Origin of the sequence: Neorhizobium sp. SHOUNA12A, from assembly GCF_023006505.1 — a bacterium.
In the GTDB taxonomy this organism is placed as follows: domain Bacteria; phylum Pseudomonadota; class Alphaproteobacteria; order Rhizobiales; family Rhizobiaceae; genus Neorhizobium.
Map to the genome: position 1 here is coordinate 21196 of NZ_JALBGV010000032.1, position 21076 is coordinate 42271.

The 21076-nt window shown below is 61.8% G+C and carries 23 protein-coding genes; 8 read left to right on the forward strand and 15 right to left on the reverse strand.

Annotated elements, in window-relative coordinates:
• Positions 1-127: 127 nt before the first annotated feature.
• From MOV63_RS15975 to MOV63_RS16005, 7 genes are all read right to left on the reverse strand, one after another.
• Positions 128-3463, reverse strand: a complete 3336-nt coding sequence (locus tag MOV63_RS15975; protein ID WP_247034834.1) for an efflux RND transporter permease subunit — start codon at positions 3461-3463, stop codon at positions 128-130.
• 11 nt (positions 3464-3474) lie between these two features.
• Positions 3475-4713 (reverse strand): efflux RND transporter periplasmic adaptor subunit, encoded by a 1239-nt coding sequence (locus tag MOV63_RS15980; RefSeq protein ID WP_247034836.1) that lies wholly within the window; start codon positions 4711-4713, stop codon positions 3475-3477.
• A gap of 294 nt (positions 4714-5007) precedes the next feature.
• Positions 5008-5982: an ABC transporter substrate-binding protein gene (locus MOV63_RS15985; protein ID WP_038544547.1), complete on the reverse strand. Its 975-nt coding sequence runs from the start codon at positions 5980-5982 to the stop codon at positions 5008-5010.
• 60 nt (positions 5983-6042) lie between these two features.
• Complete coding sequence (locus MOV63_RS15990; RefSeq protein WP_247034838.1) at positions 6043-7170, reverse strand: ABC transporter permease; 1128 nt, start codon at positions 7168-7170, stop codon at positions 6043-6045.
• A complete protein-coding gene (locus tag MOV63_RS15995; protein ID WP_247034840.1) occupies positions 7167-8051 on the reverse strand; it encodes an ABC transporter permease in 885 nt (294 codons plus the stop codon). The genes MOV63_RS15990 and MOV63_RS15995 overlap by 4 nt, the downstream gene beginning before the upstream one ends.
• 231 nt (positions 8052-8282) lie before the next feature.
• Positions 8283-9074, reverse strand: coding sequence for an ABC transporter ATP-binding protein (locus MOV63_RS16000; protein WP_247034843.1), 792 nt, complete (start codon positions 9072-9074; stop codon positions 8283-8285).
• Complete coding sequence (locus tag MOV63_RS16005) at positions 9071-9451, reverse strand: hypothetical protein (RefSeq protein ID WP_247034845.1); 381 nt, start codon at positions 9449-9451, stop codon at positions 9071-9073. Before MOV63_RS16005 ends, MOV63_RS16000 begins: the two co-directional genes overlap by 4 nt.
• Positions 9452-9619: 168 nt before the next feature.
• Between MOV63_RS16005 and MOV63_RS16010 the strand changes: the two genes are divergently transcribed.
• Positions 9620-10033 (forward strand): cupin domain-containing protein, encoded by a 414-nt coding sequence (locus MOV63_RS16010; protein ID WP_247034847.1) that lies wholly within the window; start codon positions 9620-9622, stop codon positions 10031-10033.
• 258 nt (positions 10034-10291) lie between these two features.
• Here MOV63_RS16010 and hydA read toward each other — a convergent pair whose 3' ends face one another.
• The 4 genes from hydA to MOV63_RS16030 are packed head-to-tail and all read right to left on the reverse strand — an operon-like array spanning position 10292 to position 13622.
• A complete protein-coding gene (hydA, locus tag MOV63_RS16015; protein WP_247034848.1) occupies positions 10292-11746 on the reverse strand; it encodes a dihydropyrimidinase in 1455 nt (484 codons plus the stop codon).
• Positions 11743-12135 carry a type II toxin-antitoxin system PemK/MazF family toxin gene (locus MOV63_RS16020; protein ID WP_247034850.1) on the reverse strand — a complete coding sequence of 131 codons (393 nt, stop codon included), beginning with the start codon at positions 12133-12135 and terminating at the stop codon, positions 11743-11745. Before MOV63_RS16020 ends, hydA begins: the two co-directional genes overlap by 4 nt.
• Positions 12120-12332: an antitoxin MazE-like protein gene (locus MOV63_RS16025; RefSeq protein ID WP_247034852.1), complete on the reverse strand. Its 213-nt coding sequence runs from the start codon at positions 12330-12332 to the stop codon at positions 12120-12122. Before MOV63_RS16025 ends, MOV63_RS16020 begins: the two co-directional genes overlap by 16 nt.
• Positions 12333-12368: 36 nt before the next feature.
• Positions 12369-13622: a Zn-dependent hydrolase gene (locus MOV63_RS16030; protein ID WP_247034853.1), complete on the reverse strand. Its 1254-nt coding sequence runs from the start codon at positions 13620-13622 to the stop codon at positions 12369-12371.
• Between the two features lie 239 nt (positions 13623-13861).
• Between MOV63_RS16030 and MOV63_RS16035 the strand changes: the two genes are divergently transcribed.
• Positions 13862-14503 carry a TetR family transcriptional regulator C-terminal domain-containing protein gene (locus tag MOV63_RS16035; RefSeq protein WP_247034854.1) on the forward strand — a complete coding sequence of 214 codons (642 nt, stop codon included), beginning with the start codon at positions 13862-13864 and terminating at the stop codon, positions 14501-14503.
• Positions 14504-14582: 79 nt separating this feature from the next.
• On the opposite strand, the gene MOV63_RS16040 is transcribed toward MOV63_RS16035, so the two are convergent.
• Entirely contained in the window at positions 14583-15620 is a 1038-nt protein-coding gene (locus MOV63_RS16040) for a glutamine synthetase beta-grasp domain-containing protein (RefSeq protein WP_038544528.1), read from the reverse strand.
• Positions 15621-16067: 447 nt separating this feature from the next.
• Between MOV63_RS16040 and MOV63_RS16045 the strand changes: the two genes are divergently transcribed.
• Positions 16068-16265, forward strand: coding sequence for a DUF2735 domain-containing protein (locus tag MOV63_RS16045; RefSeq protein WP_151043593.1), 198 nt, complete (start codon positions 16068-16070; stop codon positions 16263-16265).
• Positions 16266-16330: 65 nt separating this feature from the next.
• Here the strand turns inward: MOV63_RS16045 and MOV63_RS16050 are convergent, their stop codons facing one another.
• Positions 16331-17371 carry a YeiH family protein gene (locus MOV63_RS16050; RefSeq protein WP_247034855.1) on the reverse strand — a complete coding sequence of 347 codons (1041 nt, stop codon included), beginning with the start codon at positions 17369-17371 and terminating at the stop codon, positions 16331-16333.
• Between the two features lie 113 nt (positions 17372-17484).
• Here MOV63_RS16050 and MOV63_RS16055 point away from each other — a divergent pair, with 113 nt between their 5' ends.
• From MOV63_RS16055 to MOV63_RS16070, 4 genes are all read left to right on the forward strand, one after another.
• A complete protein-coding gene (locus tag MOV63_RS16055) occupies positions 17485-18384 on the forward strand; it encodes a LysR substrate-binding domain-containing protein (protein WP_247034856.1) in 900 nt (299 codons plus the stop codon).
• A gap of 221 nt (positions 18385-18605) precedes the next feature.
• Positions 18606-18824, forward strand: a complete 219-nt coding sequence (locus MOV63_RS16060; protein ID WP_247034857.1) for a hypothetical protein — start codon at positions 18606-18608, stop codon at positions 18822-18824.
• A gap of 89 nt (positions 18825-18913) precedes the next feature.
• Positions 18914-19141: a hypothetical protein gene (locus tag MOV63_RS16065; protein WP_247034858.1), complete on the forward strand. Its 228-nt coding sequence runs from the start codon at positions 18914-18916 to the stop codon at positions 19139-19141.
• A 153-nt stretch (positions 19142-19294) separates the two neighbouring features.
• Positions 19295-19798: a hypothetical protein gene (locus tag MOV63_RS16070; protein WP_247034859.1), complete on the forward strand. Its 504-nt coding sequence runs from the start codon at positions 19295-19297 to the stop codon at positions 19796-19798.
• On the opposite strand, the gene MOV63_RS16075 is transcribed toward MOV63_RS16070, so the two are convergent.
• Positions 19795-20337: a rhodanese-like domain-containing protein gene (locus MOV63_RS16075; protein WP_247034860.1), complete on the reverse strand. Its 543-nt coding sequence runs from the start codon at positions 20335-20337 to the stop codon at positions 19795-19797. The two genes, MOV63_RS16070 and MOV63_RS16075, sit on opposite strands and share 4 nt — an antisense overlap.
• A 1-nt stretch (position 20338) precedes the next feature.
• Positions 20339-20641 carry a helix-turn-helix transcriptional regulator gene (locus tag MOV63_RS16080; RefSeq protein ID WP_247034867.1) on the reverse strand — a complete coding sequence of 101 codons (303 nt, stop codon included), beginning with the start codon at positions 20639-20641 and terminating at the stop codon, positions 20339-20341.
• A 71-nt stretch (positions 20642-20712) separates the two neighbouring features.
• Between MOV63_RS16080 and MOV63_RS16085 the strand changes: the two genes are divergently transcribed.
• Complete coding sequence (locus MOV63_RS16085) at positions 20713-21060, forward strand: carboxymuconolactone decarboxylase family protein (protein ID WP_247034869.1); 348 nt, start codon at positions 20713-20715, stop codon at positions 21058-21060.
• The last annotated feature ends 16 nt before the right edge of the window (positions 21061-21076 follow it).

Here is a 21076-nt window from a genome sequence, read left to right on the forward strand (position 1 = left end):
GAAATCTGATTTTGACATCGATCAAATCCGTGCAATTTTTCTGCAATCTCCGCGAGCCGGTTATTTCCAACGAAAAACGCCGGGCCAACAGGCCCGGCGTCGCCGAAATATAGTCTGGAGATGATACTTATTCCGCGGCCAGAGGCGGCAGGCGTAGCACCTTGCTGCTGGCTTGGGCGCCGGGAGAACGATCGTCGTTGGCGCTCGTCTGCCGTTCCATCTGGTTGAGGCGTTCTTCCAGGGCCGCGATCGACTGAGCGTATTTGCGCGCCTCCTGGCTGAGTTCCTCGTTGGAAAGACCGAAGTCTTCCTGTTCCTTCTTGCCGACCATGCGGCCGAAGATCTTGCCGAGCAGGCGCGACAGGTCGTCCATGATCAGGAAGAAGGACGGCACGACGAGAAGCGAGAGCACCGTCGAGACGATAATGCCCCCCATCACGGCGATTGCCATTGGTGCACGGAAGGAGCCGCCTTCGCCGACGCCGAGCGCCGAGGGCAGCATGCCTGCCGACATGGCAATCGAAGTCATGATGATCGGACGGGCGCGCTTGCGGCCGGCTTCCACCATGGCATGGACCCGTTCCATGCCCTGCCGCTTCATCTCGATCGCGAAGTCCACCAGAAGGATGGCGTTCTTGGTGACGATACCCATCAGCATCAGGATACCGATCAGGACCGGCATCGACAGCGCGTTCTGGGTGATGATCAGCGCCACCGCCACGCCACCGATCGCAAGCGGCAGCGAGAACAGGATGGTGAAGGGCTGGATGACGTCCTTGAAGAGCAGGATCAGCACCACGAGCACCAGCATCAGGCCCATCAGCATGGCATTGCCGAAGCTCTGCTGCATTTCTGCCTGCACCTTGGCGTCGCCGCTTTCGGCCAGACGAACCGTCTTCGGCAATTCGGTCTCGGCGACGATGCGCTTGAACTCGGCAGATGCGGTATCGAGCGCAGTGCCGAAGGGCACGTCGGAGCCGATTGCGACCACGCGGTTGCGGTCGTTGCGCTTGATCGAGCTCGGGCCTTCCGAATAGTCGATGTCGGCGACGCTGTAGAGAGGCACGCTGGCACCGGCCGCGGTCTTGATCTTCAAGGCGCGGATCGAGGCGAGATCGCGGCGGACGTCGAGCGAGGCCTGGACGCGGATCGGGATCTGCCGGTCGTCGAGCGAGATCTTGGCAAGGTTGGCATCGACATCGCCGATCGTCGCGACGCGGACGGTCTGGGCGATCTGCTGCGGCGTGATGCCGAGGCGCGAGGCCTCCGCCATGCGCGGCCGGATCTGCAGTTCCGGACGGGGCAGGGCGCCTTCCGAAGAAACGTTGGCGAGGACCGGCGAGGCCCGCAGCTTCGATTCCAGCATGCTGACGGCTTCGGTCAGGTCCGCCTCGCTGGTGGAGAGGAAGTTGAACGAAAGGTCACGTTCCGCGCGGTCGTTGACCTTGGAGATCCGCACATCCGGAATGGATCGGACAGCTGCAAAGATATCCTTTTCGACATCCCATTGCGGACGCGTGCGGCCGTTTTCCTTCATCTTCGGGACAAAGTCGCGGATGAGGGGGATCGATCCCAGGCCCTTGTTGACCAGGGTCTTTACCAGCGAATGGTCGATGTTCTGCAGGATGACGCGCACGGTTGCGCGTCGCAGTTCGAGGTCTCCCTTCGGCGAAGCACCGCCGAGGATGAAGACGCTCTCGACACCGTCGATGTGGCGTATCGCATCATAGACGACGTCGGTGCTGGTGGCCGTTTCGTCGAGCGTCGCGTTCGGCGGGAGTTCCACCGACAATACGACGCGCGAAGAGTCGTCCGGCGGCAGGAAGCTGCCGGGGACCTGGGAGAGCAGCATGACCGAGCCGATCAGGAAGCCGATCGCGGCCAGCATCGTCGTATATCGCCAGTACCAGCGACGGGTCGTGCCGGTGACGAGGCGCGTATAGGCCTTCATGATCCAACCGTCGTTGTCGTGATGGTCTTCCATCCCGTCTTCGGGGCTCATCAGATAGGCAGCCATCAGCGGCGTGATCAGTCGCGCCACAGCAAGCGAGAAGAACACCGAGAAAGCAACGGTCAGGCCGAACTGGATAAAGTATTGGCCCGGGACGCCCGGCATGAAGGATACAGGCACGAACACCGCAATGATCGTGAAGCTGGTGGCGATGACGGCGAGACCGATTTCGTCCGCCGCCTCGAGCGCCGCTCGATAGGGCGTCTTACCCATCTTGATATGCCGCGCAATATTCTCGATCTCGACGATCGCGTCGTCGACGAGAATACCCGTCGCAAGCGTCAGCGCCAGGAAGCTGACGAGGTTCAGCGAGAACCCCATGAGATCCATGATCCAGAAGGTCGGCACCGCCGAAAGCGGCAGGGCGACCGCCGCGATCAGCGTCGCGCGCCAGTTCCGCAGGAACAGGAACACCACGATGACGGCGAGGACCGAGCCTTCCACCAGCGTATGGAGGGCAGCTTCGTAATTGCCGTAGGTGAAGTAGACGGAGTCGTCGACCATTTCGATCGCGACGTTCGGATTGGTCTTGCGCACTCCATCGAGGCTGGTGGCGACGGTTTCGGCGACCGAGACCTCGCTTGCGCCCTTGGCGCGGAACACGGCGAAAGTGACGGATGGCGTGCCGTTGAAGCGCGAGAAGGATTTCGGCTCCTCGTAGGTGTCGGTGATGGTGCCGAGCTCGGTCAGCTTGACGAACTGGCCGTTGGGCAGCGTGATCGTCGTGTCGGCAAGCTGAGCGACGCTGCGGGCATCGCCGAGCGTGCGGATCGTCTGTTCGTTGCCGGCCACCTGGCCGCGGCCGGAGCCGAGATCGACGTTGGTACCGCGCATCTGGGTGCTGACATCGGCAGCGGTAATGCCATAGGCGTCGAGCTTGGCGGGGTTCAGCGACACCCGGACTTCACGGTCGGAGCCGCCGTAACGGTCGATGCGGCCGACGCCGGGCTGGCCCTGCAGGGCGCGCTTGACCGTGTCGTCGACGAACCAGGAGAGCTCTTCGAGCGTCATGTTCGGGGAGGAGACGGCGAATGTCTGGATCGCTTGGCCTTCGACGTCGACCTTGGTGACGACAGGCTCCTCGATGCCGGCGGGAAGGTCGCTGCGGATCTTGTCGATCGCGTCCTTGGTATCCTGCACGGCTTCGGCCGTCGGCTTTTCGATGCGGAAGACGACGACCGTCTGCGATTGGCCGTCGGTCACCGTCGACTGGATTTCATCGATGCCGCTGATTGAGGCGACAGCGTCCTCGATTTCCTTCGTCACCTGCATTTCCAGTTCGGCAGGGGCGGCGCCGCTCTGGGTGACGGTGATCGACACGACCGGAACGTCGATGTTCGGGAAACGGGTGATCGGCAGCGCGTAGAACGACTGAATGCCGACAATAAGCAGCAGGGCAAAACCGAGCATCGGCGCTATCGGATTGCGGATCGACCAAGCAGAGAAGTTCATGCGGCTCAACCTCAGTTCGCAATAGCGGCGGGTTCGGCCGGGACCGGAGCGATCTTGTCGCCGTCCCGGACGAAGGCGCCGGCCTTCGCAACGACAATGTCACCGGCCGTAAGACCGCTGACGACCTGCACGAAACCGCCATCCTGGATGCCGGTTTCAATCTTCACCTGCTTGACCACATTGTCCTCGACCTTGCGGGCGGTGGAACCGTTCCGCCCGGTGGTGACGGCCGAGAGCGGCAGCGCCAGGGCATTGGTCTCGGTGATGACGATCTCGGCGCTGCCATACATGCCCGAGCGTGCGCCGGTTTCATCGTCGATGACGATATGCACCGCGCCGAGGCGGGTGACCGCATCGACCGTCGGGGAGACGAGCCGAACCTTGCCCTCGATCTTCACCTTGCCGCCGGCGACCGTGACGATCGCCTTCTGGCCGGCCTTGATCTTCTGGATATCGGTCTCGGACAAGTCGGCGACGAGTTCGATCGCGCCGTCCTTGATGATCGTGAAGAGCGGATTTCCGGTGCCGCTGGCGATCGCTCCGACCTTGGCGGTGCGGGCGGAAATGACACCCGCCACCGGTGCCTTCACGCCCGTGCGGGCGAGCTTGAGGTTGATATCCTCGATCTGGGCCTCGACCACCTTGGTGTCGGATTCGCCGACGGCTACCGCCTGCTTGGCAGCATTCAGCCGCGCCTGAGCGACCTCGACGGCGGCGGATGCCTGTTCGAGCTGCGACACCGTGCCGGTTCCGCTCTGGCTGAGCTTCTGGAGGCGGTCGCGCTGGCGCGTCGTGTCGGCGACGTTGGCCTGAGCCTCGATAACCTGCGCCTGATATTGCGCAACCGCAGCTTGAGCCTTCGCCTTATTGGCCTGGAGCTGGCTCTTCTGGAGAAGCAGCGCGTCGTCGTTCAGCATCGCAAGCACGCTGTCGGCCTTCACTTCGTCGCCGACGTCGGCATTCAGCGTCTTGATCGACAGGGCGTCGACGAGCGGCTGGACATAGACTTCCTCGACGGGCCTGACCGTGCCGGTGGCAATGACGCGGTCAACCAGCGGCTTCTCGATTGCCTCGGTTACGACGATGGAAGGCAGCTTGATTTCCGTCTGCGCCGGGGCGGGCTTGGCCGCCGCTTCCTGCGCAAACGCGGAACTGGGACTCAGTGCAGAGCTTGCGGCAAGGGCGATGCTTGCGCCGAGGGCAAGCTTGAGAGCCGGGTTCCCGGCAGACTGGGTGAACTTGCGAAACATGCGACTACTTTCAAATTGAAGGTAAGGGGCAAATATTCCGCTGGGAACCGCTCCGGCCGCCTTACGCCCCCTCAGCGCTCAGCAACCCGGATCAAGGTGGTAACCGCATAAAACAGTTACAAGACCGGCAGCGAAAGATTCATCAGCGCCCCCACTTCTACGTGTTTGCGTTGCACAAATCAATCCGCTGCCGTTATGAGACGAATGAGTTTTAGTTATGATTTGAGTGAGAAAAATTTAGAAAACGCGCAACCGATAGCCGAGCGTTCTCCCTCAGCGGGCGACTGGCGATTATTATTTCAATGCCGCGTCGGTGATCTCGCTCGTATAGGCGCCTTCCGGCTTCTTGGTGATGATCTTCTGGTCGAGCAGCGCCTTGACCGTGCGGTCGTAGGTGGCGGTGTCGAGCTTGCCAGTACCGGTGCCGATCAGCTTTGCCACTTCGCCCATCATCCGCTTCTGGTGGTTCTCGTCCTGGCCGCCATTGTCCATGACGATCCCGGCTGCTTCGGCAGGATTGGCGATGGCGTATTTCCAGCCCTTCATCGACGCACGGACGAACTTCACCATGGTCTCCTTGAACTTCGGATCCTTGAGCTTGGTGTCCATCACGTAGAGGCCGTCCTCGAGCAGGTCGTTGCCCATGGCAGAGAAGTTGAAGACGACGAGCTGGTCCGGCTTGAAGCCGGCATCGATCGCCTGCCAATATTCGTTATAGGTCATGACCGAAATGCAGTCCGCCTGCTTCTGGATGAGCGGCTGCACGTCAAAGCTCTGCTTCAGCACCGTGACGCCGTCCTTGCCACCGTCGGTCTTCAGGCCGAGCTTGTTCATCCAGGCGAAGAACGGATATTCGTTGCCGAAGAACCAGACGCCGAGCGTGTGGCCCTTGAAGTCGGCTTCGGTCTTGATCGGGCCGTCCTTCGGGCAGATCATCTGCAGGCCGGATTTCTGATAGGGCTGGGCGATGTTGGTGAGCGGCACGCCCTTTTCACGGGCGACCAGCGCTCCGCCCATCCAGTCGACGATCACGTCTGCGCCGCCGCCGGCGATCACCTGTTCGGGGGCGATGTCCGGGCCGCCCGGCTTGATCGTGACGTCGAGGCCTTCTTCCTTGTAGAAGCCCTTGTCCTTGGCGACGTAGTAACCGCCGAACTGGCCTTGAGCGACCCATTTCAGCTGCAGGGTCACCTTGTCGGCGGCCATCGCCGCCTGGGCTGCTGCGAGCGACATGGCGCCCGCCATCAGCGCAACGAGAATTTTTCTCATGTTTTTTATCCTTCCCTCTGAGGTTGCCGGTTCCGCCGAAACGGGCCGGATTTTAAGCGCCTAACCACCGCGGTTAGACGGATGCCAGAACGTCGTCGCTCTTTCGCCAAGCGCCACGACGCCATAAAAAACCGAACCGATCAGCGCTGCAACAGCGATTTCGGCCCAGACCATGTCGACATTCATGCGGCCGATCTCGGTCGAGATCCGGAAGCCCATGCCGACGATCGGCGTGCCGAAGAATTCCGCGACGATCGCGCCGATCAGCGCGAGCGTCGAGTTGATCTTCAGCGCATTGAAGATGAACGGCATGGCGGCCGGCAGGCGCAGTTTCATCAGCGTCTGCCAGTAGTCGGATGCGTAGGAGCGCATCAGGTCGCGCTCCATGGCGCCCGAAGCCCCAAGCCCTGCCACAGTGTTCACCAGCATCGGAAAGAAGGTCATGATGATGACGACGGCGGCCTTCGACTGCCAGTCGAAACCGAACCACATGACCATGATCGGCGCGACGCCGATGATCGGCAGCGCCGAGACCATGTTGCCGATCGGCAGCAGCCCGCGGCGCAGGAAGGCGATGCGGTCGGCCAGGATGGCGACGACGAAGCCGGAGGCGCAGCCGACGACATACCCGAACAGCACGGCCTTGAAGATCGTCTGTTGCACGTCCGCCCAGAGGATCGGCACCGAGCTTGCGAGCCTTGCGCCGATTGAGGACGGCGGCGGCAGGATGATGAAGGGAATGCCGGCGCCGCGTGTCGCCGCCTCCCAGAGGATCAGGATCCAGGCGCCGAAGATCGCGGGGATCAAAAGGCGCAGGAACGTATCTCCGGTTTTGGATTTGGCGCGGATGCCGGACAGGACCGTGACGCAGCGCCAGGCAATCAGCCAGCAGGCCGCGACCATCAGGAAGAAGGCAAACGTCGCCTTGCCCTCGTTGCCAGCAATGCCCGCGAGCAGCAGCCAGACGGCGAGATGGGGGGCGACGAACAGGGTCATTGCAAGGAGAGGCGGAGAAAGCCTGCTGAACGAGGCGAGCGCCGCACCGGCGACGAGCAGGAAGATGACGGTGAAGCTGCCGGTGCCGAACGGCGAAGGGGCGTCGCGCGCCATCAGCGGCAGCGAGGTGAGGGCGGCGAGACAGAGGAGCAGGGCAAAGGTGCCCTGCCAGGAACGAAGAACCGCGGTCATGCCGGCCTCCCGCCCATGGAGCGATCGACGATCTTGGCGATGATCCCGACGATGGCAACGAGAAACGCCGCCAGTACCGAGCCGGCAATCAGTGCGGCCCAGATGTCGATCGTCTGGCTGTAATAGGCACCGGCCAGCAGTTTCGAGCCGATGCCGGCGACGGCACCGGTCGGAAGTTCGCCGACGATCGCGCCAACCAGGCTCGCGGCGATCGCCACCTTCATCGAGGTGAACAGGAAGGGAATGGACGCCGGTACCCGGAGTTTCCAGAAGGTCTGGGCGCCGCTGGCATAATAGGTGCGCATCAGGTCGAGCTGAATGATTTCGGGCGAGCGCAGACCCTTCACCATGCCGACCGCGACGGGGAAGAAGGAGAGATATGTCGAGATCAGCGCCTTGGGGAGAAGGCCGGTGATGTTGAGGGCCCCGAGTACGACGATCACCATCGGCGCCACAGCCAGGATCGGCACGGTCTGCGAGGCGATGATCCACGGCATCAGGCTACGGTCGAGTGCCTTCAGATGCACGATGCCGACCGCGATCAGGATGCCGGTCAGCGTGCCCATGGTGAAGCCGAGAACCGTTGAGGAGAGCGTCACCCAGGAATGGTAGACGAGGCTGCGGTTCGACGTGACGCTGCGCAGAAACGTGTTCTCGAAGACGTTGCTCACCACCTGATGCGGCGCCGGCAGAATAGGCTTCGGCTGCGCCATCGTCTTGCCGATGAACTCCATCGTCGTGGAGGTGACGTTGGCGCGCCGATCGAGATCCCGCTGAAACGGCGCGTTCATGAAATAAGCGGCGACGTACCAGATGGCGACAATGGCGATGAGGATAGCAAGGACGGGGATGATGCGTTGTGCGAGGGAGTCGGGTTTCATGCCGCGGACCTCTCACATCTCGGCCCGGAGCCACCCCCCTCTGTCCTGCCGGACATCTCCCCCTCAAGGGGGGAGATCGACCAGACGTGACCGCGTTGCAAAGCATTGAGCATCACCGCTACGGCAATCTCCAAAGCGAATTGAGGGCGAGACTGCGCTACTCTCCGATCTCCCCCCTTAAGGGGGAGATGTCCGGCAGGACAGAGGGGGGTATCCCCGGAAAACAACGCGTCACTCCTCATAACTATGCCCCGCCCTCAGCCCCTCGCGCACCCGATGCGCAATCTCCAGGAATTCCGGCGTCTCGCGGATTTCGAGCGGGCGTTCCTTGGGCAAGGTCGATTCGATCACGTCGGTCACTCGGCCCGGACGCGGCGACATGACGACGATGCGGGTCGAGAGGTAGACCGCCTCCGGAATCGAGTGGGTGACGAAACAGATGGTCTTTTCGGTGCGCGCCCAGAGCTTCAGCAGCTGTTCGTTCAGGTGATCGCGGACGATCTCGTCGAGCGCGCCGAAAGGTTCGTCCATCAATAAAAGATCGGCATCGAAGGCGAGCGCGCGGGCGATCGAGGCGCGCTGCTGCATGCCGCCGGAAAGCTGCCAGGGGTATTTCTTGCCGAAGCCCGCAAGGTTGACGAGATCGAGGGTACGCTCGATGCGCGCTTTCCGATCGACTGATGAGTAACCCATGATTTCGAGCGGCAGGGCGATGTTCTTCTCGATCGTCCGCCAGGGATAAAGCGCCGGCGCCTGGAAGACGTAACCGTAGGAGCGCGACTTGCGCGCCTCTTCCGGCGTCATGCCGTTGACGGTGATCTCGCCGGCGGTCGCCTTTTCGAGGTCGGCGATGACGCGCAGGAACGTTGTCTTGCCGCAACCGGACGGGCCGATGAAGGAGACGAAATCGCCCTTGTTCACCGTGAGGTCGACATTCGACAGCGCGTGAACCGGGCCGTCGCCGGTCTCGAAGGTGAGGCCGAGCTTGCTGGCCGAGACGACGGAGGATGGAGCATTGTTCATCGGCATTTCGGCATGGGTCCCAGTTTGGTGCCGCCCGGGAAGCTGACGGTGTAGCCTTTGGCGGATTTGGTGAGCGTCGCAACATCTTCCGGCCCGACTTCCCCTTCGGCATCGCATTGTGCCTTGATGGTAAAACCGTTTGCCGTCTTCTTGGGAGCGCCCTTGAATTCGCAGGCAGAAACGGATGTCGTCACCCCCTCGTCGTTGAGCAGCAGGAAATCGTCGGCGCCGGACGATTCTCCGGTCTCGGCGTAAGTGCAGCCTTCCTTGCTGCCATAGGCGCCGTCGAGAAAGGTCGCGGCCCCGGCGGGAACGGCAACCGAGATTGCGGCAAGCATCGGGAATGCGATGGTGAAGCGGATGTTATTCAATGACATGTCTCGAAAGGCCCCCATTCAAATCCGTCGGCGAAGCGTACAGTATAGACATCGCCGTTGCGCAGGATATCGATCATTGCGGTGTGCTGATCTTCTTTTCGTTGGCTCCCGCTCCCGAACCGTCATGATATGCTGGCGGCAGATCCCGTTCGACAGAGGAAATTGGCAATGGACAATGCATCAAAGCCCACCTGCCGTGTCGTCAAACCCGGTGCGGCATATGACGGCAAGCAGGGCCTGAGCTATTTCGAGGGGATCGCGGCGGAAACGGTCGGATCCAAAGGCATTTGCATGCACCTCCTTACCATTCCGCCGGGCGCACGGGCGAAGGCCCATCTGCATGAAACCCACGAGACGGCGATCTATGTGCTCTCCGGCTCCGCCGTCACCTGGTATGGCGATCGGTTGGAGGAATGCGCCGAACTTTCGGCCGGCGAGATGATGTACATTCCCGCCGGCGTCCCGCACCTGCCGGCCAACATTTCCGACGCGCCCTGCTCGGCGGTGATCGCCCGCACCGACCCGAACGAACAGGAAAGCGTCGTGCTGCTGCCGGAGCTTGACGGGCTGGTGAAGGGGTAGGTCTTGCGCGGACGAGTTCGTGGCGCCACCCCCCTCTGTCCTGCCGGACATCTCCCCCTCAAGGGGGGAGATCGGCAAGGCTCGCGGGCTTCGCGCTTTATCGAGCCTCGTTTCTGCAGCTTCCGTAATCTCGGTCAATCCGGCAATCTGCGGCTTCTGTTTTGGGCGGGGCCTTGCCACAGATCTATCTCCCCCCTTGAGGGGGAGATGCCCGGCAGGGCAGAGGGGGGTATGCCACGCAAAAGGCATCGTTGCTGTTCAAACCCCACTGGCCGGAATGCCTGACCGTTCCACCTTGCGCGGCGAGGTCAGTTCCTTCCAGGTCGACAGCGCCTTGTTCACCGCAGGATAAGGCTCGCGCTTGACGAACTGGCCGTGACCTTCCTGCGTCCTGATCGCCCCGTCCTCGATCGCGACCACGCCGCGGGTCAACGTGTAGCGCGGCAGGCCGGTCACTTCCTTGCCCTCGAAGACGTTGTAGTCGATCGCCGACTGCTGGGTCTTGGCCGAGATCGTCTTCGACTTGTTCGGATCGAGAACGACGATATCCGCGTCGGCTCCGACCAGCATCGCGCCCTTCCTTGGATAGATATTGAGGATTTTCGCGATGTTGGTGGAGGTCACCGCCACGAACTCGTTCATGGTGATGCGGCCGGTTGCGACGCCATGCGTCCACAGCATCGGCAGCCGGTCTTCGAGACCGCCGGTTCCATTCGGGATCTTTCTGAAATCGCCGAGACCGGTGCGCTTCTGGTCAGTCGTGAAGGCGCAGTGGTCGGTCGCCACTACCTGCAGCGAACCGGAGGCAAGGCCCGCCCACAGGCTGTCCTGATGCTGCTTGCTGCGGAAGGGTGGGCTCATCACCCGGCGGGCCGAGTGGTCCCAGTCCTTGTTGAAATATTCGCTTTCGTCGAGCGTCAGGTGCTGGATCAGCGGCTCGCCATAAACGCGCATGCCGTTCTGGCGGGCGCGGCGGATCGCTTCATGGGCCTGTTCGCAGGATGTGTGGACGACATAGAGGGGCACGCCTGCCATGTCGGCAATGATGATGGCGCGGTTGGTCGCCTCGCCCTCGACGGAGGCGGGACGGGAATAGGCGTGTGCCTCGGGGCCGTTATTGCCCTCGTCCATCAGCTTGGTCTGCATGGCGGCGACCACGTCGCCGTTTTCGGCATGGACCAGCGGCAGGGCGCCGAGCTCGGCGCAACGCGAGAACGAGGCGAACATCTCGTCGTCGTTCACCATCAGTGCGCCCTTATAAGCCATGAAATGCTTGAAGGTGTTGATGCCGTGATGGGCGACGACCGCCTTCATCTCGTTGAAGACCTGCTCCCCCCACCAGGTGACCGACATGTGGAAGGAATAGTCGCAATCGGCGCGGGTCGCCTTGTTGTCCCAGCGTTTCAGCGCGTCGAGCAGCGACTGGCCGGGCTCGGGCAGGCAGAAATCGACGACCATGGTGGTGCCGCCGGCAAGTGCTGCCCGCGTGCCGCTCTCGAAATCGTCGGCGGAATAGGTGCCCATGAACGGCATTTCCAGATGCACATGCGGATCGATCCCGCCCGGCATGACGTAACAGCCGGCGGCGTCGAGCGTGGTATCGCCGAAAAGGTTCGGACCGATCTCGATGATCCGGCCGCCGTCGATCTTCACATCCGCCTTATAGGTCAGGTCGGCCGTGACGATGGTTCCACCTTTGATGACTGTGGTCATTGTTGTTCCCCTTTTCTTGTCGGTTCCCTTACGGGCGCGATGGTGTGCGTCAAGCCGGTGACGTGGACGAGCGCAACTTCGATCTGCCTCATGTCGCTGTCGGCCAATCGGCCGATCCGCTGGCCGATGACCTCTTTTCTGACCGGCGTGATCTTTTCGACCATGACCTGCGACGGATATTGAAGTCCGTTCTGAGCACTGGGCTCGATGATCGGCCGAAGAAGCGGTGCCTCAAGCAGATGGGTCGTCAAAGGGCAGGCAAGAGCCGTCGTATAGGTCACGAGAAACTCGTCAGCCTGAAGAATGACGGCGGGCCGAGGTTTGCCAAGTTCACCAGGAAAGACCGCGATCACGACGTCTCCTCGGCCCAACTTCACGGCTTGTCCCAATCCGTTGGGCCAACCGCTTCGATCCAGTCCTCAATGTCTTCTTTCGCATCCGCTTCTGCGATCCGGCGCATTTCTTCCTCCGCCTGCCGGCGGAAGGCTTCGTGGGTGAGGTCCGGCACCCAGATCTCGATCGGCCGGTATCCCTGGCGGATCAGTTCGGCCCGCTCTTCGGGCGATATTTCCCTCGGTCGTCCCATTGTCCGTTTCCTGTCTCAAGGTTGGCGGTTGCGATGCTACTCCACAATCTCCGCCGTCTCCAGCACGGCATGGAACAGGACATCCGCGCCGGCTGCCGCCCATTCCCTGGAGATCTCCTCCGCCTCGTTGTGCGAAAGTCCGCCGACGCAGGGGCACATGATCATCGTCGCGGGCGCCACCTTGGCGGCCCAGCACGCGTCGTGGCCGGCGCCGGAGATGATGTTCATGTGGCTGTAGCCGAGCTTTTCGGCCGCTTCGCGGACCCGGCCGACCAGAACCGGATCGAAGGTTACCGGATCGAAATGGCCGACCGCCTCGACCGAACAGCCGACGCCGAGCGGCTCGCAGATTTCAGTGGCCTGTTTCTCGATCGTCGCCCGCATGCGGTCGAGCTTTTCCTGGGACGGCGTGCGGATGTCGACGGTGAAGACCACCTTGCCCGGCAGCACGTTGCGGGAGTTGGGCGAGAAGAACACCTGGCCGACGCCGCCCACGGCGCCCGGCTGTTCGGACATCGCCACCGCCTGCACCATTTCGAGGATGCGGCCGAAGGCAAGGCCTGCGTTGACGCGCAGGTTCATCGGCGTCGAGCCCGTATGCGCCTCGCGGCCGGTCAGCGTAAATTCCAGCCACCAGAGGCCCTGACAGTGGGTGACGACGCCGATCTGCTTGTTCTCGGCTTCGAGGATCGGCCCCTGTTCGATATGGTATTCGAAATAGGCGTGCATTTTTCGCGCGCCGACCTCCTCGTCGCCGAGCCAGCCGATGCGCTTCAGCTCGTCGCCATAGGTCTTGCCTTCGGGATCCTTGCGGCCATAGGCATAGTCGATCGAATGCACGCCGGCGAACACGCCCGATGCCAGCATGGCCGGCGCAAACCGCGCGCCTTCCTCGTTCGCCCAGTTGGTGACGACGATCGGGTGCTTGGTCTTGATGCCGAGGTCGTTCATGGTGCGCACCACTTCCAGCGCGCCGAGCACGCCGAGAACGCCGTCATATTTGCCGCCGGTCGGCTGGGTGTCGAGATGGCTGCCGACATAGACCGGCAGCGCATCCGGGTCGGTGCCGGCGCGGGTGGCAAACATCGTGCCCATCCTGTCGACGCCGACCGTCATCCCCTCGGCTTCGCACCACCGCTTGAAGAGATGGCGGCCTTCGCCGTCGGCATCGGTCAGCGTCTGGCGATTGTTGCCGCCGGCAATGCCGGGGCCGATCTTCGCCATGTCCATGAGCATGTCCCAGAGACGATCGCCGTTGATGCGCAAGTTCTCGCCGGGTGCTGCCACCATTTTTTAGTCCTCGCCTGTTTTACGTCCACCCGGAGCGGGCGGCATGCTTTTCGTTCCCGTCGGTCCTTCGCGCGCCATAGCACTTGAAGATCGGCATTGCGTTTATTCCGCTTGTCGCCGATAATTTGACCGCTTGGTAAAACATTACTATTTCCGCCGCGCCACTCAAGACGAAAATCAAGAAAAATCCAGCGGAATTTCTAAAGCGCGAATGGACGCGGAAGAGGGCAGGGACACGCATGGCCATCCCGAGGGCGGCGAAGACGCAGAGACGCACCCGCATCCAGGAGGAGAAGGAGGAGCGCATCCTCGAAGCGGCGCTCGACGTATTTTCCCAGAACGGTTTCCGCGGCGCCACGATCGACCAGATCGCCGAGGCTGCCGGCATGTCGAAGCCCAATCTGCTCTATTATTTCCGAACCAAGGAGGCGATCCACCGTCACCTGATCGACCGGGTCCTGTTCACCTGGCTGGAGCCTTTGCGGGCGTTCAACGCCGAGGGCAACCCCGAATCCGAAATCCGCTCCTATATCCGCCGCAAGCTCGAAATGGCCCGCGATTTCCCCCGCGAAAGCCGGCTTTTCGCCAACGAGGTGCTGCAGGGCGCGCCGCATATCGAGGATGAGCTGAAAGGTCCCTTGAAGGAACTGGTCGACGAAAAGGCGGAGGTGATCCGCGCCTGGGCGCGGTCCGGCAAGATCGCCAAATGCGATCCCTACCACCTGATCTTCTCGATCTGGTCGACGACCCAGCATTATGCCGACTTCGACGTGCAGGTACGCGCCGTGCTCGGCCAGGACTATGCGGGCGAGGGGCGTTTCGAGGATGCGGCGCGGTTTCTGGAGCAGCTCTTCATAGACGGGCTGCGGGCGCGCGCCTGAACTTCCTTCCTAATCCGAAAACGAAAAACGCCGGCACTGAGGCCGGCGTCTTCTCATCTACCGATTGCCGAGCCTTCTATCAGGCGGCGGCGGAAGCCCGGTTGGTCGGGACCTCGGCGATCGTCTTCAGAACCTGGGAAGCGATCTGGTAGGGGTCGCCCTGGGAGTTCGGACGGCGGTCTTCCAGGTAGCCCTTGTAGTCGTTCTTGACGAACGAGTGCGGCACGCGGATCGAAGCGCCGCGGTCGGCAACGCCGTAGGAGAACTTGTTCCACGGAGCCGTTTCGTGCTTGCCGGTCAGGCGCTTGTCGTTGTCCGGACCGTAGACGGCGATGTGGTCCATCAGGTTCTTGTCGAAAGCAGCCATCAGCGCTTCGAAATAGTCCTTGCCGCCGACTTCGCGCATGTACTTGGTCGAGAAGTTGCAGTGCATGCCCGAGCCGTTCCAGTCGGTGTCGCCGAGCGGCTTGCAGTGATATTCGATGTCGATGCCGTACTTTTCAGTCAGGCGCTGCAGCAGGTAACGTGCCATCCAGATCTGGTCGGCGGCCTTCTTGGAGCCCTTGCCGAAAACCTGGAATTCCCACTGGCCCTTGGCCACTTCGGCATTGATGCCTTCGTGGTTGATGCCGGCTTCCAGGCAGAGGTCGAGATGTTCTTCGACGATTTCGCGGGCGACGTCACCAACGTTCGAGTAACCGACGCCGGTGTAATAGGGACCCTGCGGAGCGGGGTAACCCTGTTCCGGGAAGCCGAGCGGACGGCCGTTCTGGTAGAAGAAGTATTCCTGCTCGAAACCGAACCAGGCATCCTCATCGTCGAGAATGGTCGCGCGGGCGTTGGTTGCATGCGGGGTGACGCCGTCCGGCATCATGACTTCGCACATGACCAGCGCGCCGTTGGTGCGGGCCGGATCGGGATAAAGCGCAACCGGCTTCAGCACGCAATCGGACGAGCGGCCTTCGGCCTGCATGGTCGACGAACCGTCGAAGCCCCACAGCGGCAGCTGTTCGAGCGTCGGGAAGGTGTCGAATTCCTTGATCTGCGTCTTGCCACGCAGGTTCGGTACCGGGGTGTACCCGTCGAGCCAGATGTACTCGAGCTTATACTTGGTCATATTTTATCTCTCAGGCCGTGACGTTCATGGTTGAGCCATCCTGAGGAAGCGGCATCGCGACGATACCGCGCCTCCGGGGTAACCAGAAGAACGCATTTCCCGTGCCAGTTTGCATCGGAGCGACGGTTTTGGATTAAAAAAGTGTGAACGAAGGGTCGCGAGCGGAGCGCTGAGCGGGGACTAAAGGTCCGGTAGATCAGCACGGTCTCATGAAATCTCCGAGTTTTAAAGGTTCTATCAAGATTGCCCGGAACCGGGTCCGGTTGGCACACGTTTCCCCGCTGTAGGTTCCTGCGAGCAAAATAGATCGCCGGAACCGCGCTGCCGCTAAATTAGCGCCTAGCGCGAGTCGGAAAAATGATATAAAATCATGCAATAAGCACAAAAAATGTGCAGATTTGTGCTCTGTGCGGGTTTGGATGCACTTTGAAGTTAGGAGACGATAGGATGGCAATTCACATCCATCGTGAGTCAGCAACGATCTATCAGTTTCCGGTCCGCCCAAGACGGCGGCTGGAGGATGGCCGGACCGTGCCGACCGGGATCCATGAGGTTGCGTTGAGTGTTGTCGATACCAATTGCTGGTATCACGACGAAGCGGTGCGGGATTCCGAGCCCAAGAACGACCAGCCGAAGCCCTGCTGACCCCTAGGTGACGAAAAGGCCGCGCCATTGGATGACGCGGCCCCTATCCCTTCGATCTGATTTTCTTAGAACGCGAACAGCTTCAGCATTGCGTAGCCGAAAACCGCGATGAACAGCCAGCCGAATGCGCCGAGCGCGAGCGGCCGCCAGCCTTCCGCCTTCAGCTTGCGGATATCGGTCTGCAGTCCCATGGCCGCAAGCGCCATTGACAGCAGGAAACTCGTCGAGGTCACGAGCGTCTGGCTCACGCCTGCCGGAATGGCGACTGCGCTGTTGAAAAGCATCATCCCGATAAAACCGAGCACGAACCACGGCATCGGCGCCGAAGCCTTCGAGGGGCCTTCCGCGCCGGAGCGCATGGCGAGCGCCAGCGTCATGATCAGCGGCGCCAGCATGACGACGCGGGCGAGCTTGGAAATGGTGCCGAACTGCCCGGCGACATCGCCGCCCTGGAAGGCGGCGGCCACCACCTGCGCGACTTCGTGGATGGTCGAGCCGGTCCACAGGCCATAACCGCGGGCGTCGAGCCCGAGCGGGGCGGCGAGCAGTGGATAGACAAGCATCGACAGCGACCCGAACAGCGTGACGCAGGCGATCGCATAGGCGACATGTTCCTGCTTGCCACGCACTACCGTATTGGCGGCGATGACGGCCGAGGCGCCGCAGACCGAAGTCCCGGCGGCGATCAGGTCGGTCAGCGACCGGTCGACACCCATGGCCCGCCCGACCAGCCGGATCGCAACGAAGGTGGTCACCAGCGTCAGGGCCACCATGGCAAGACCGGCGCCGCCGAGCGAGAGAATCTGGCCGGCCGTCACCTGCAGGCCGAGCAGCACGATGCCGAAGCGCAGGATCCGCTTTAGCGAAAAGCCGATGCCGGGCTCGACGGCCACCGGGACAGGGGCCAGATTGCGGATCAGCATGCCGAAAACGATTGACAGGATGAGCGGGCTCAGCGCCATCCATCCGGTCAGATTGCGGACGGTGAGGGCGGCCGTGGCGATCGCGGCGGTTAGAAGAAGTCCGGGAAGAAGCTGGAGAAATGCCGGCCAGTGGGGCGAGGCGGGAAGGGCGCGCTGTTCCGCAGTCGGCTGAATCGGCTTCATGATTTTTCCACGAGGGTCTCTATTCGTCGAAAATCATTCTCTCTTCTGTAGAAACACAAATCCAATTGATAAGTTTTCTGATATCGTTCGATAAAAGCGAATGGTTTTGGACGATGACCCTCGATCAGCTTCGAATTTTTCTGGAAGTCGCTACGCGCGAACATGTGACCCGTGCGGCGGAGGTGCTGAACCTCACGCAGTCGGCGGTGAGTGCGGCAATCTCGGCGCTGGAGGCGCGGCATGCCGTGATCCTGTTCAACCGGGTCGGGCGGCGGATCGAACTCACCGAAGCGGGAAAACTGTTCGTGCCGGAGGCGCGCGCCGTTTTGGAGCGGGCGCAGACTGCCGAGCACGTGCTTGCCGATCTCGGCGGGTCGGCCTCGGGCATCCTGCGTGTGCATGCCAGCCAGACGGTGGCGAGCTACTGGCTGCCGGCTCGCCTCGTCAGTTATCACGAGCGGTTCCCGCGCGTTGACGTGAGGCTTACCGTCGGCAACACCCAGAGTGCGGCCGAAGCCGTGCTGACCGGGGCGGCGGAACTTGCCGTCGTTGAAGGCGAGGTGTTTCTGGCGGGGCTCAAACGCCGCAAGGTGGCGGAGGACCGGCTGGTCCTGGTGGTCGGCAGCCGCCACCCCTGGGCGGACGGTCGCAAGATCCGCTCGAGCGATCTTCTCGAAACCAACTGGATCATGCGCGAACAGGGATCCGGCACGCGCTCGGCCTTCGAGGCGCAGCTCTTCAATCTCGGCATCGAGCCGCAGTCATTGTCCGTTGTTCTTGAAATGCCGTCGAACGAGGCGGCGATGGCGGCGGTGGAGGCGGGGTTGAGCGCGACGGTGCTTTCAAGCCGGGCAGCATCGTCCCACTCCTTTTCGGGCCGGCTCCACGTCGCCGATTTCCCGATGCCGCTCCGTCAGTTCTCGGCGATCTTCCATGGCGAGCGGCACGTCACCCGGGCGCTGCGCGCCATGCTCGACCTATTGAACGAGCCGGCTGAAGGCAGCTCCCGCTGATCCCCGGCCAGATCCCCCACGTAAGTGCGCGCTTTGTGTGAACGATAAAATTTAAATCGTTCAGTATTTGCGAACAATACGTCTGCAACTTGCTGTCTATTCCCGGCGGCCGACTTGCACCATCTTGAGCATCAGAAGCGCGGCAACGAGCTTCGAAAGACAAGATCAAACACGGAGAGGGGCTTCGAGAAACTCGGCCCCACACAGCAAGGAAGAAGACAATGACCAAAATTTCCGCCGCCATCGCCGCAGCCCTGATCGCTTCGGCTTCGTTCGCTTCTGCCGCTCTTGCCGAAGGCGACTATTACCAGGGCGTCCAGAAGAACGCTCCCGCCGCTACCGTTGACCGCATCAGCACCGGCAGCATCGGCCGGAACGACAAGCTCCAGGCCGACATCAACAACGGCGACTATTTCGACGGCGCCAACCGCCCGAACTAACTGCAGCTCACTCAAGATACCGAAACAAACAATCCGCAGGCCAGGTCGCAAACTCGTGAGCCGCGGAACACTCTGAAGGGACTACCACAATGACCAGGATCACTTCCGCTATCGCCGCAGCTCTTATTGCTTCGGCCTCCTTCGCTTCTGTCGCTCTCGCTGAAGGCGACTATTACGAAGGCGTTTCCAAGGCTTCCGCAACCGTCGACCAGGTCCAGACCGGCAGCATCGGCCAGAAGGCCGAAGCCCGGAAGGCCAACGTTCAGGCCGACGTCAACAGTGGCGACTATTTCGACGGCGCAAACCGCCCGAACTGATCGCCCCTGAACTCATTGCAGGCATCCAGTGCGAAGAAGGCCCGGCCAACCCGCCGGGCCTCTTTGTTTCCATACTTATTCTTTAGATAATTCGCATATTGCAGGCGTTGTGTTATAATTGTGGACCGAAAGAAGTCTTGGGAGGTGAAACCCATGGAGAGACTGCTTTTTAGGAACCTGCGACCACTGTATGGCTGGCTCTTCATTGTCGCCTGGTTTGCTATTCTTGTGCTGATGACCTGGGTTTTCCTCCGTGACAGCGGCATCTCCCAGGAACCGTTCAGGGCTCTCACTATCGCTTTTTTCTGGGGCCTCGGCTGCTGGCTGGCATTCGGAGCACTCACACGGCCGGTCGTCTCGGTCCGGCAGAAGAGCGACGGCAGCTGGATCGTCATTCGCCGCTGGCCCTGGACCCATGACGAGGAGCGCATCGATCCCGATCGCCTGCCGGCTCCGACCATCGACGCGGAAAGCGACGGCGAGGGAGGCATGCACTACCGCTGCCTTCTGAAGACGCCGGAACATGGCCCGGTGGAATTCAGCGAGCACCTCAAACTGGACAAGGCCGCCCTGGCGCGCGATCGCATGGCCTTGCTGATCAGGAGCGCCAGAACCAGAACGCCGAGAAGCACCCCGCCTCTTCCCGGTTCGCGTTAAGCCGTCCGGTTCCAAGGCATGCGCTGAAGCAGGAGAGCGAGGCCGCACCAGCCGCTGAAGCCCGCAAAGGCAAGCATGAAGCCGAAAAATCCGGCCAGCGCAAAGGCAGGGGGCAGGCCAAGAAAGCCGAGAGCCACGGAAAGCAGCACGAGGCTGCCGACGATCATCTGCACCTGGCGAAAGATCGATGGCCCACCTTTACCTGCGAGCCCGACGACGGGCAAACCTGCCTGTTTCCATGCGGTGATGCCGCCTTCGAGATTGTAGATCCGGTGAGCCGGCAAGATATCTTCGAGTTTACGGCAGGCCTGTTCGCCGCGTCCGCCCTTCAGGCAATGCACAACGATCCTTCGGTTTTCCGGGACCTTCAGGTTCTGCCGCAGGTCGCCCACGGTACCAAGAGGCAGCGAGGCGGCAGCGGCGATATGCTCGGCCCGGAACTCGTCCGGCTCGCGTACGTCGATCAGGATCGCATCGCCCGCGGCAAGCCACTCGGCGGCCTGCGTTGCGGATACGGTCCTCGTGGTTTCGGTGCTCATCTTATTTTCCCTTGCAGAAATGCCGGTAGAGGACGCCCATCAGTTCGCTGACGGCCGGATGGACTATGAAATAGAAAAGCGTGCGGTGTTCCCGCCGGAAGTCGACGATGCCTTCTTCCTTCAGCTTGGCCAGATGCTGCGACATCGAGGTTGGCGCGATGCCGGTCGCCTCGATCAGCTGAGCGACATTGCGCTCGCCCTCCGCCAGCGCACAGAGCACCAGCAGCCGGTGGGAATTGGCCAGGCCCTTGAGGAAGTTCGCCACCTCCTCGGCCTTCACGGGCATTTCGTCAGTCAGGTCCATGGGTGGCCTTTACAGTTCATGTTTTTCTTATATCATAAAAATATGAATTGTAAAGATTGCAGGAGACCTGAATGACGAAAGACTATCGCCAGATCACCAGGGACATATCCGCTTACACCGCCGAGATGCGGAAGCTGACGCCCGACGCGATGCAAGGGTTCCACGCTTTGTCGAAGGGGGCCGGTGCCGATGGCGCGCTGGACAGGAAGACGAAGGAACTGATTGCGCTCGCGATCGGTATCACCCAGCGGTGCGATGGCTGTATCGGCTTCCATACCAAGGCGTTACACGGACTCGGTGCTACGCGGCAGGAGATTGCCGAGGTGGCGGCGATGGGCGCCTATATGGGCGGCGGGCCCGCGCTGATGTATGCAGCCGACACGTTGCGCGCCTGGGATCAGTTTTCAGAAGTGGCGTAAAAGGGAAGGCGGCCGG

Coding starts and splice junctions, on each gene's coding strand:
- MOV63_RS16025 (WP_247034852.1), bottom strand. CDS start 12,332: ATGGGACGACCGAGGGAAATATCGCCCGAAGAGCGGGCCGAACTGATC.
- MOV63_RS16030 (WP_247034853.1), bottom strand. CDS start 13,622: ATGGTGGCAGCACCCGGCGAGAACTTGCGCATCAACGGCGATCGTCTC.
- MOV63_RS15990 (WP_247034838.1), bottom strand. CDS start 7,170: ATGACCGCGGTTCTTCGTTCCTGGCAGGGCACCTTTGCCCTGCTCCTC.
- MOV63_RS16080 (WP_247034867.1), bottom strand. CDS start 20,641: ATGGACCTGACTGACGAAATGCCCGTGAAGGCCGAGGAGGTGGCGAAC.
- MOV63_RS16000 (WP_247034843.1), bottom strand. CDS start 9,074: ATGAACAATGCTCCATCCTCCGTCGTCTCGGCCAGCAAGCTCGGCCTC.
- MOV63_RS15985 (WP_038544547.1), bottom strand. CDS start 5,982: ATGAGAAAAATTCTCGTTGCGCTGATGGCGGGCGCCATGTCGCTCGCA.
- MOV63_RS16045 (WP_151043593.1), top strand. CDS start 16,068: ATGGCAATTCACATCCATCGTGAGTCAGCAACGATCTATCAGTTTCCG.
- MOV63_RS16040 (WP_038544528.1), bottom strand. CDS start 15,620: ATGACCAAGTATAAGCTCGAGTACATCTGGCTCGACGGGTACACCCCG.
- MOV63_RS16085 (WP_247034869.1), top strand. CDS start 20,713: ATGACGAAAGACTATCGCCAGATCACCAGGGACATATCCGCTTACACC.
- MOV63_RS16060 (WP_247034857.1), top strand. CDS start 18,606: ATGACCAAAATTTCCGCCGCCATCGCCGCAGCCCTGATCGCTTCGGCT.
- MOV63_RS16050 (WP_247034855.1), bottom strand. CDS start 17,371: ATGAAGCCGATTCAGCCGACTGCGGAACAGCGCGCCCTTCCCGCCTCG.
- MOV63_RS16035 (WP_247034854.1), top strand. CDS start 13,862: ATGGCCATCCCGAGGGCGGCGAAGACGCAGAGACGCACCCGCATCCAG.
- MOV63_RS16010 (WP_247034847.1), top strand. CDS start 9,620: ATGGACAATGCATCAAAGCCCACCTGCCGTGTCGTCAAACCCGGTGCG.
- hydA (WP_247034848.1), bottom strand. CDS start 11,746: ATGACCACAGTCATCAAAGGTGGAACCATCGTCACGGCCGACCTGACC.
- MOV63_RS15975 (WP_247034834.1), bottom strand. CDS start 3,463: ATGAACTTCTCTGCTTGGTCGATCCGCAATCCGATAGCGCCGATGCTC.
- MOV63_RS16005 (WP_247034845.1), bottom strand. CDS start 9,451: ATGTCATTGAATAACATCCGCTTCACCATCGCATTCCCGATGCTTGCC.
- MOV63_RS16065 (WP_247034858.1), top strand. CDS start 18,914: ATGACCAGGATCACTTCCGCTATCGCCGCAGCTCTTATTGCTTCGGCC.
- MOV63_RS16075 (WP_247034860.1), bottom strand. CDS start 20,337: ATGAGCACCGAAACCACGAGGACCGTATCCGCAACGCAGGCCGCCGAG.
- MOV63_RS15995 (WP_247034840.1), bottom strand. CDS start 8,051: ATGAAACCCGACTCCCTCGCACAACGCATCATCCCCGTCCTTGCTATC.
- MOV63_RS16070 (WP_247034859.1), top strand. CDS start 19,295: ATGGAGAGACTGCTTTTTAGGAACCTGCGACCACTGTATGGCTGGCTC.
- MOV63_RS16055 (WP_247034856.1), top strand. CDS start 17,485: ATGACCCTCGATCAGCTTCGAATTTTTCTGGAAGTCGCTACGCGCGAA.
- MOV63_RS15980 (WP_247034836.1), bottom strand. CDS start 4,713: ATGTTTCGCAAGTTCACCCAGTCTGCCGGGAACCCGGCTCTCAAGCTT.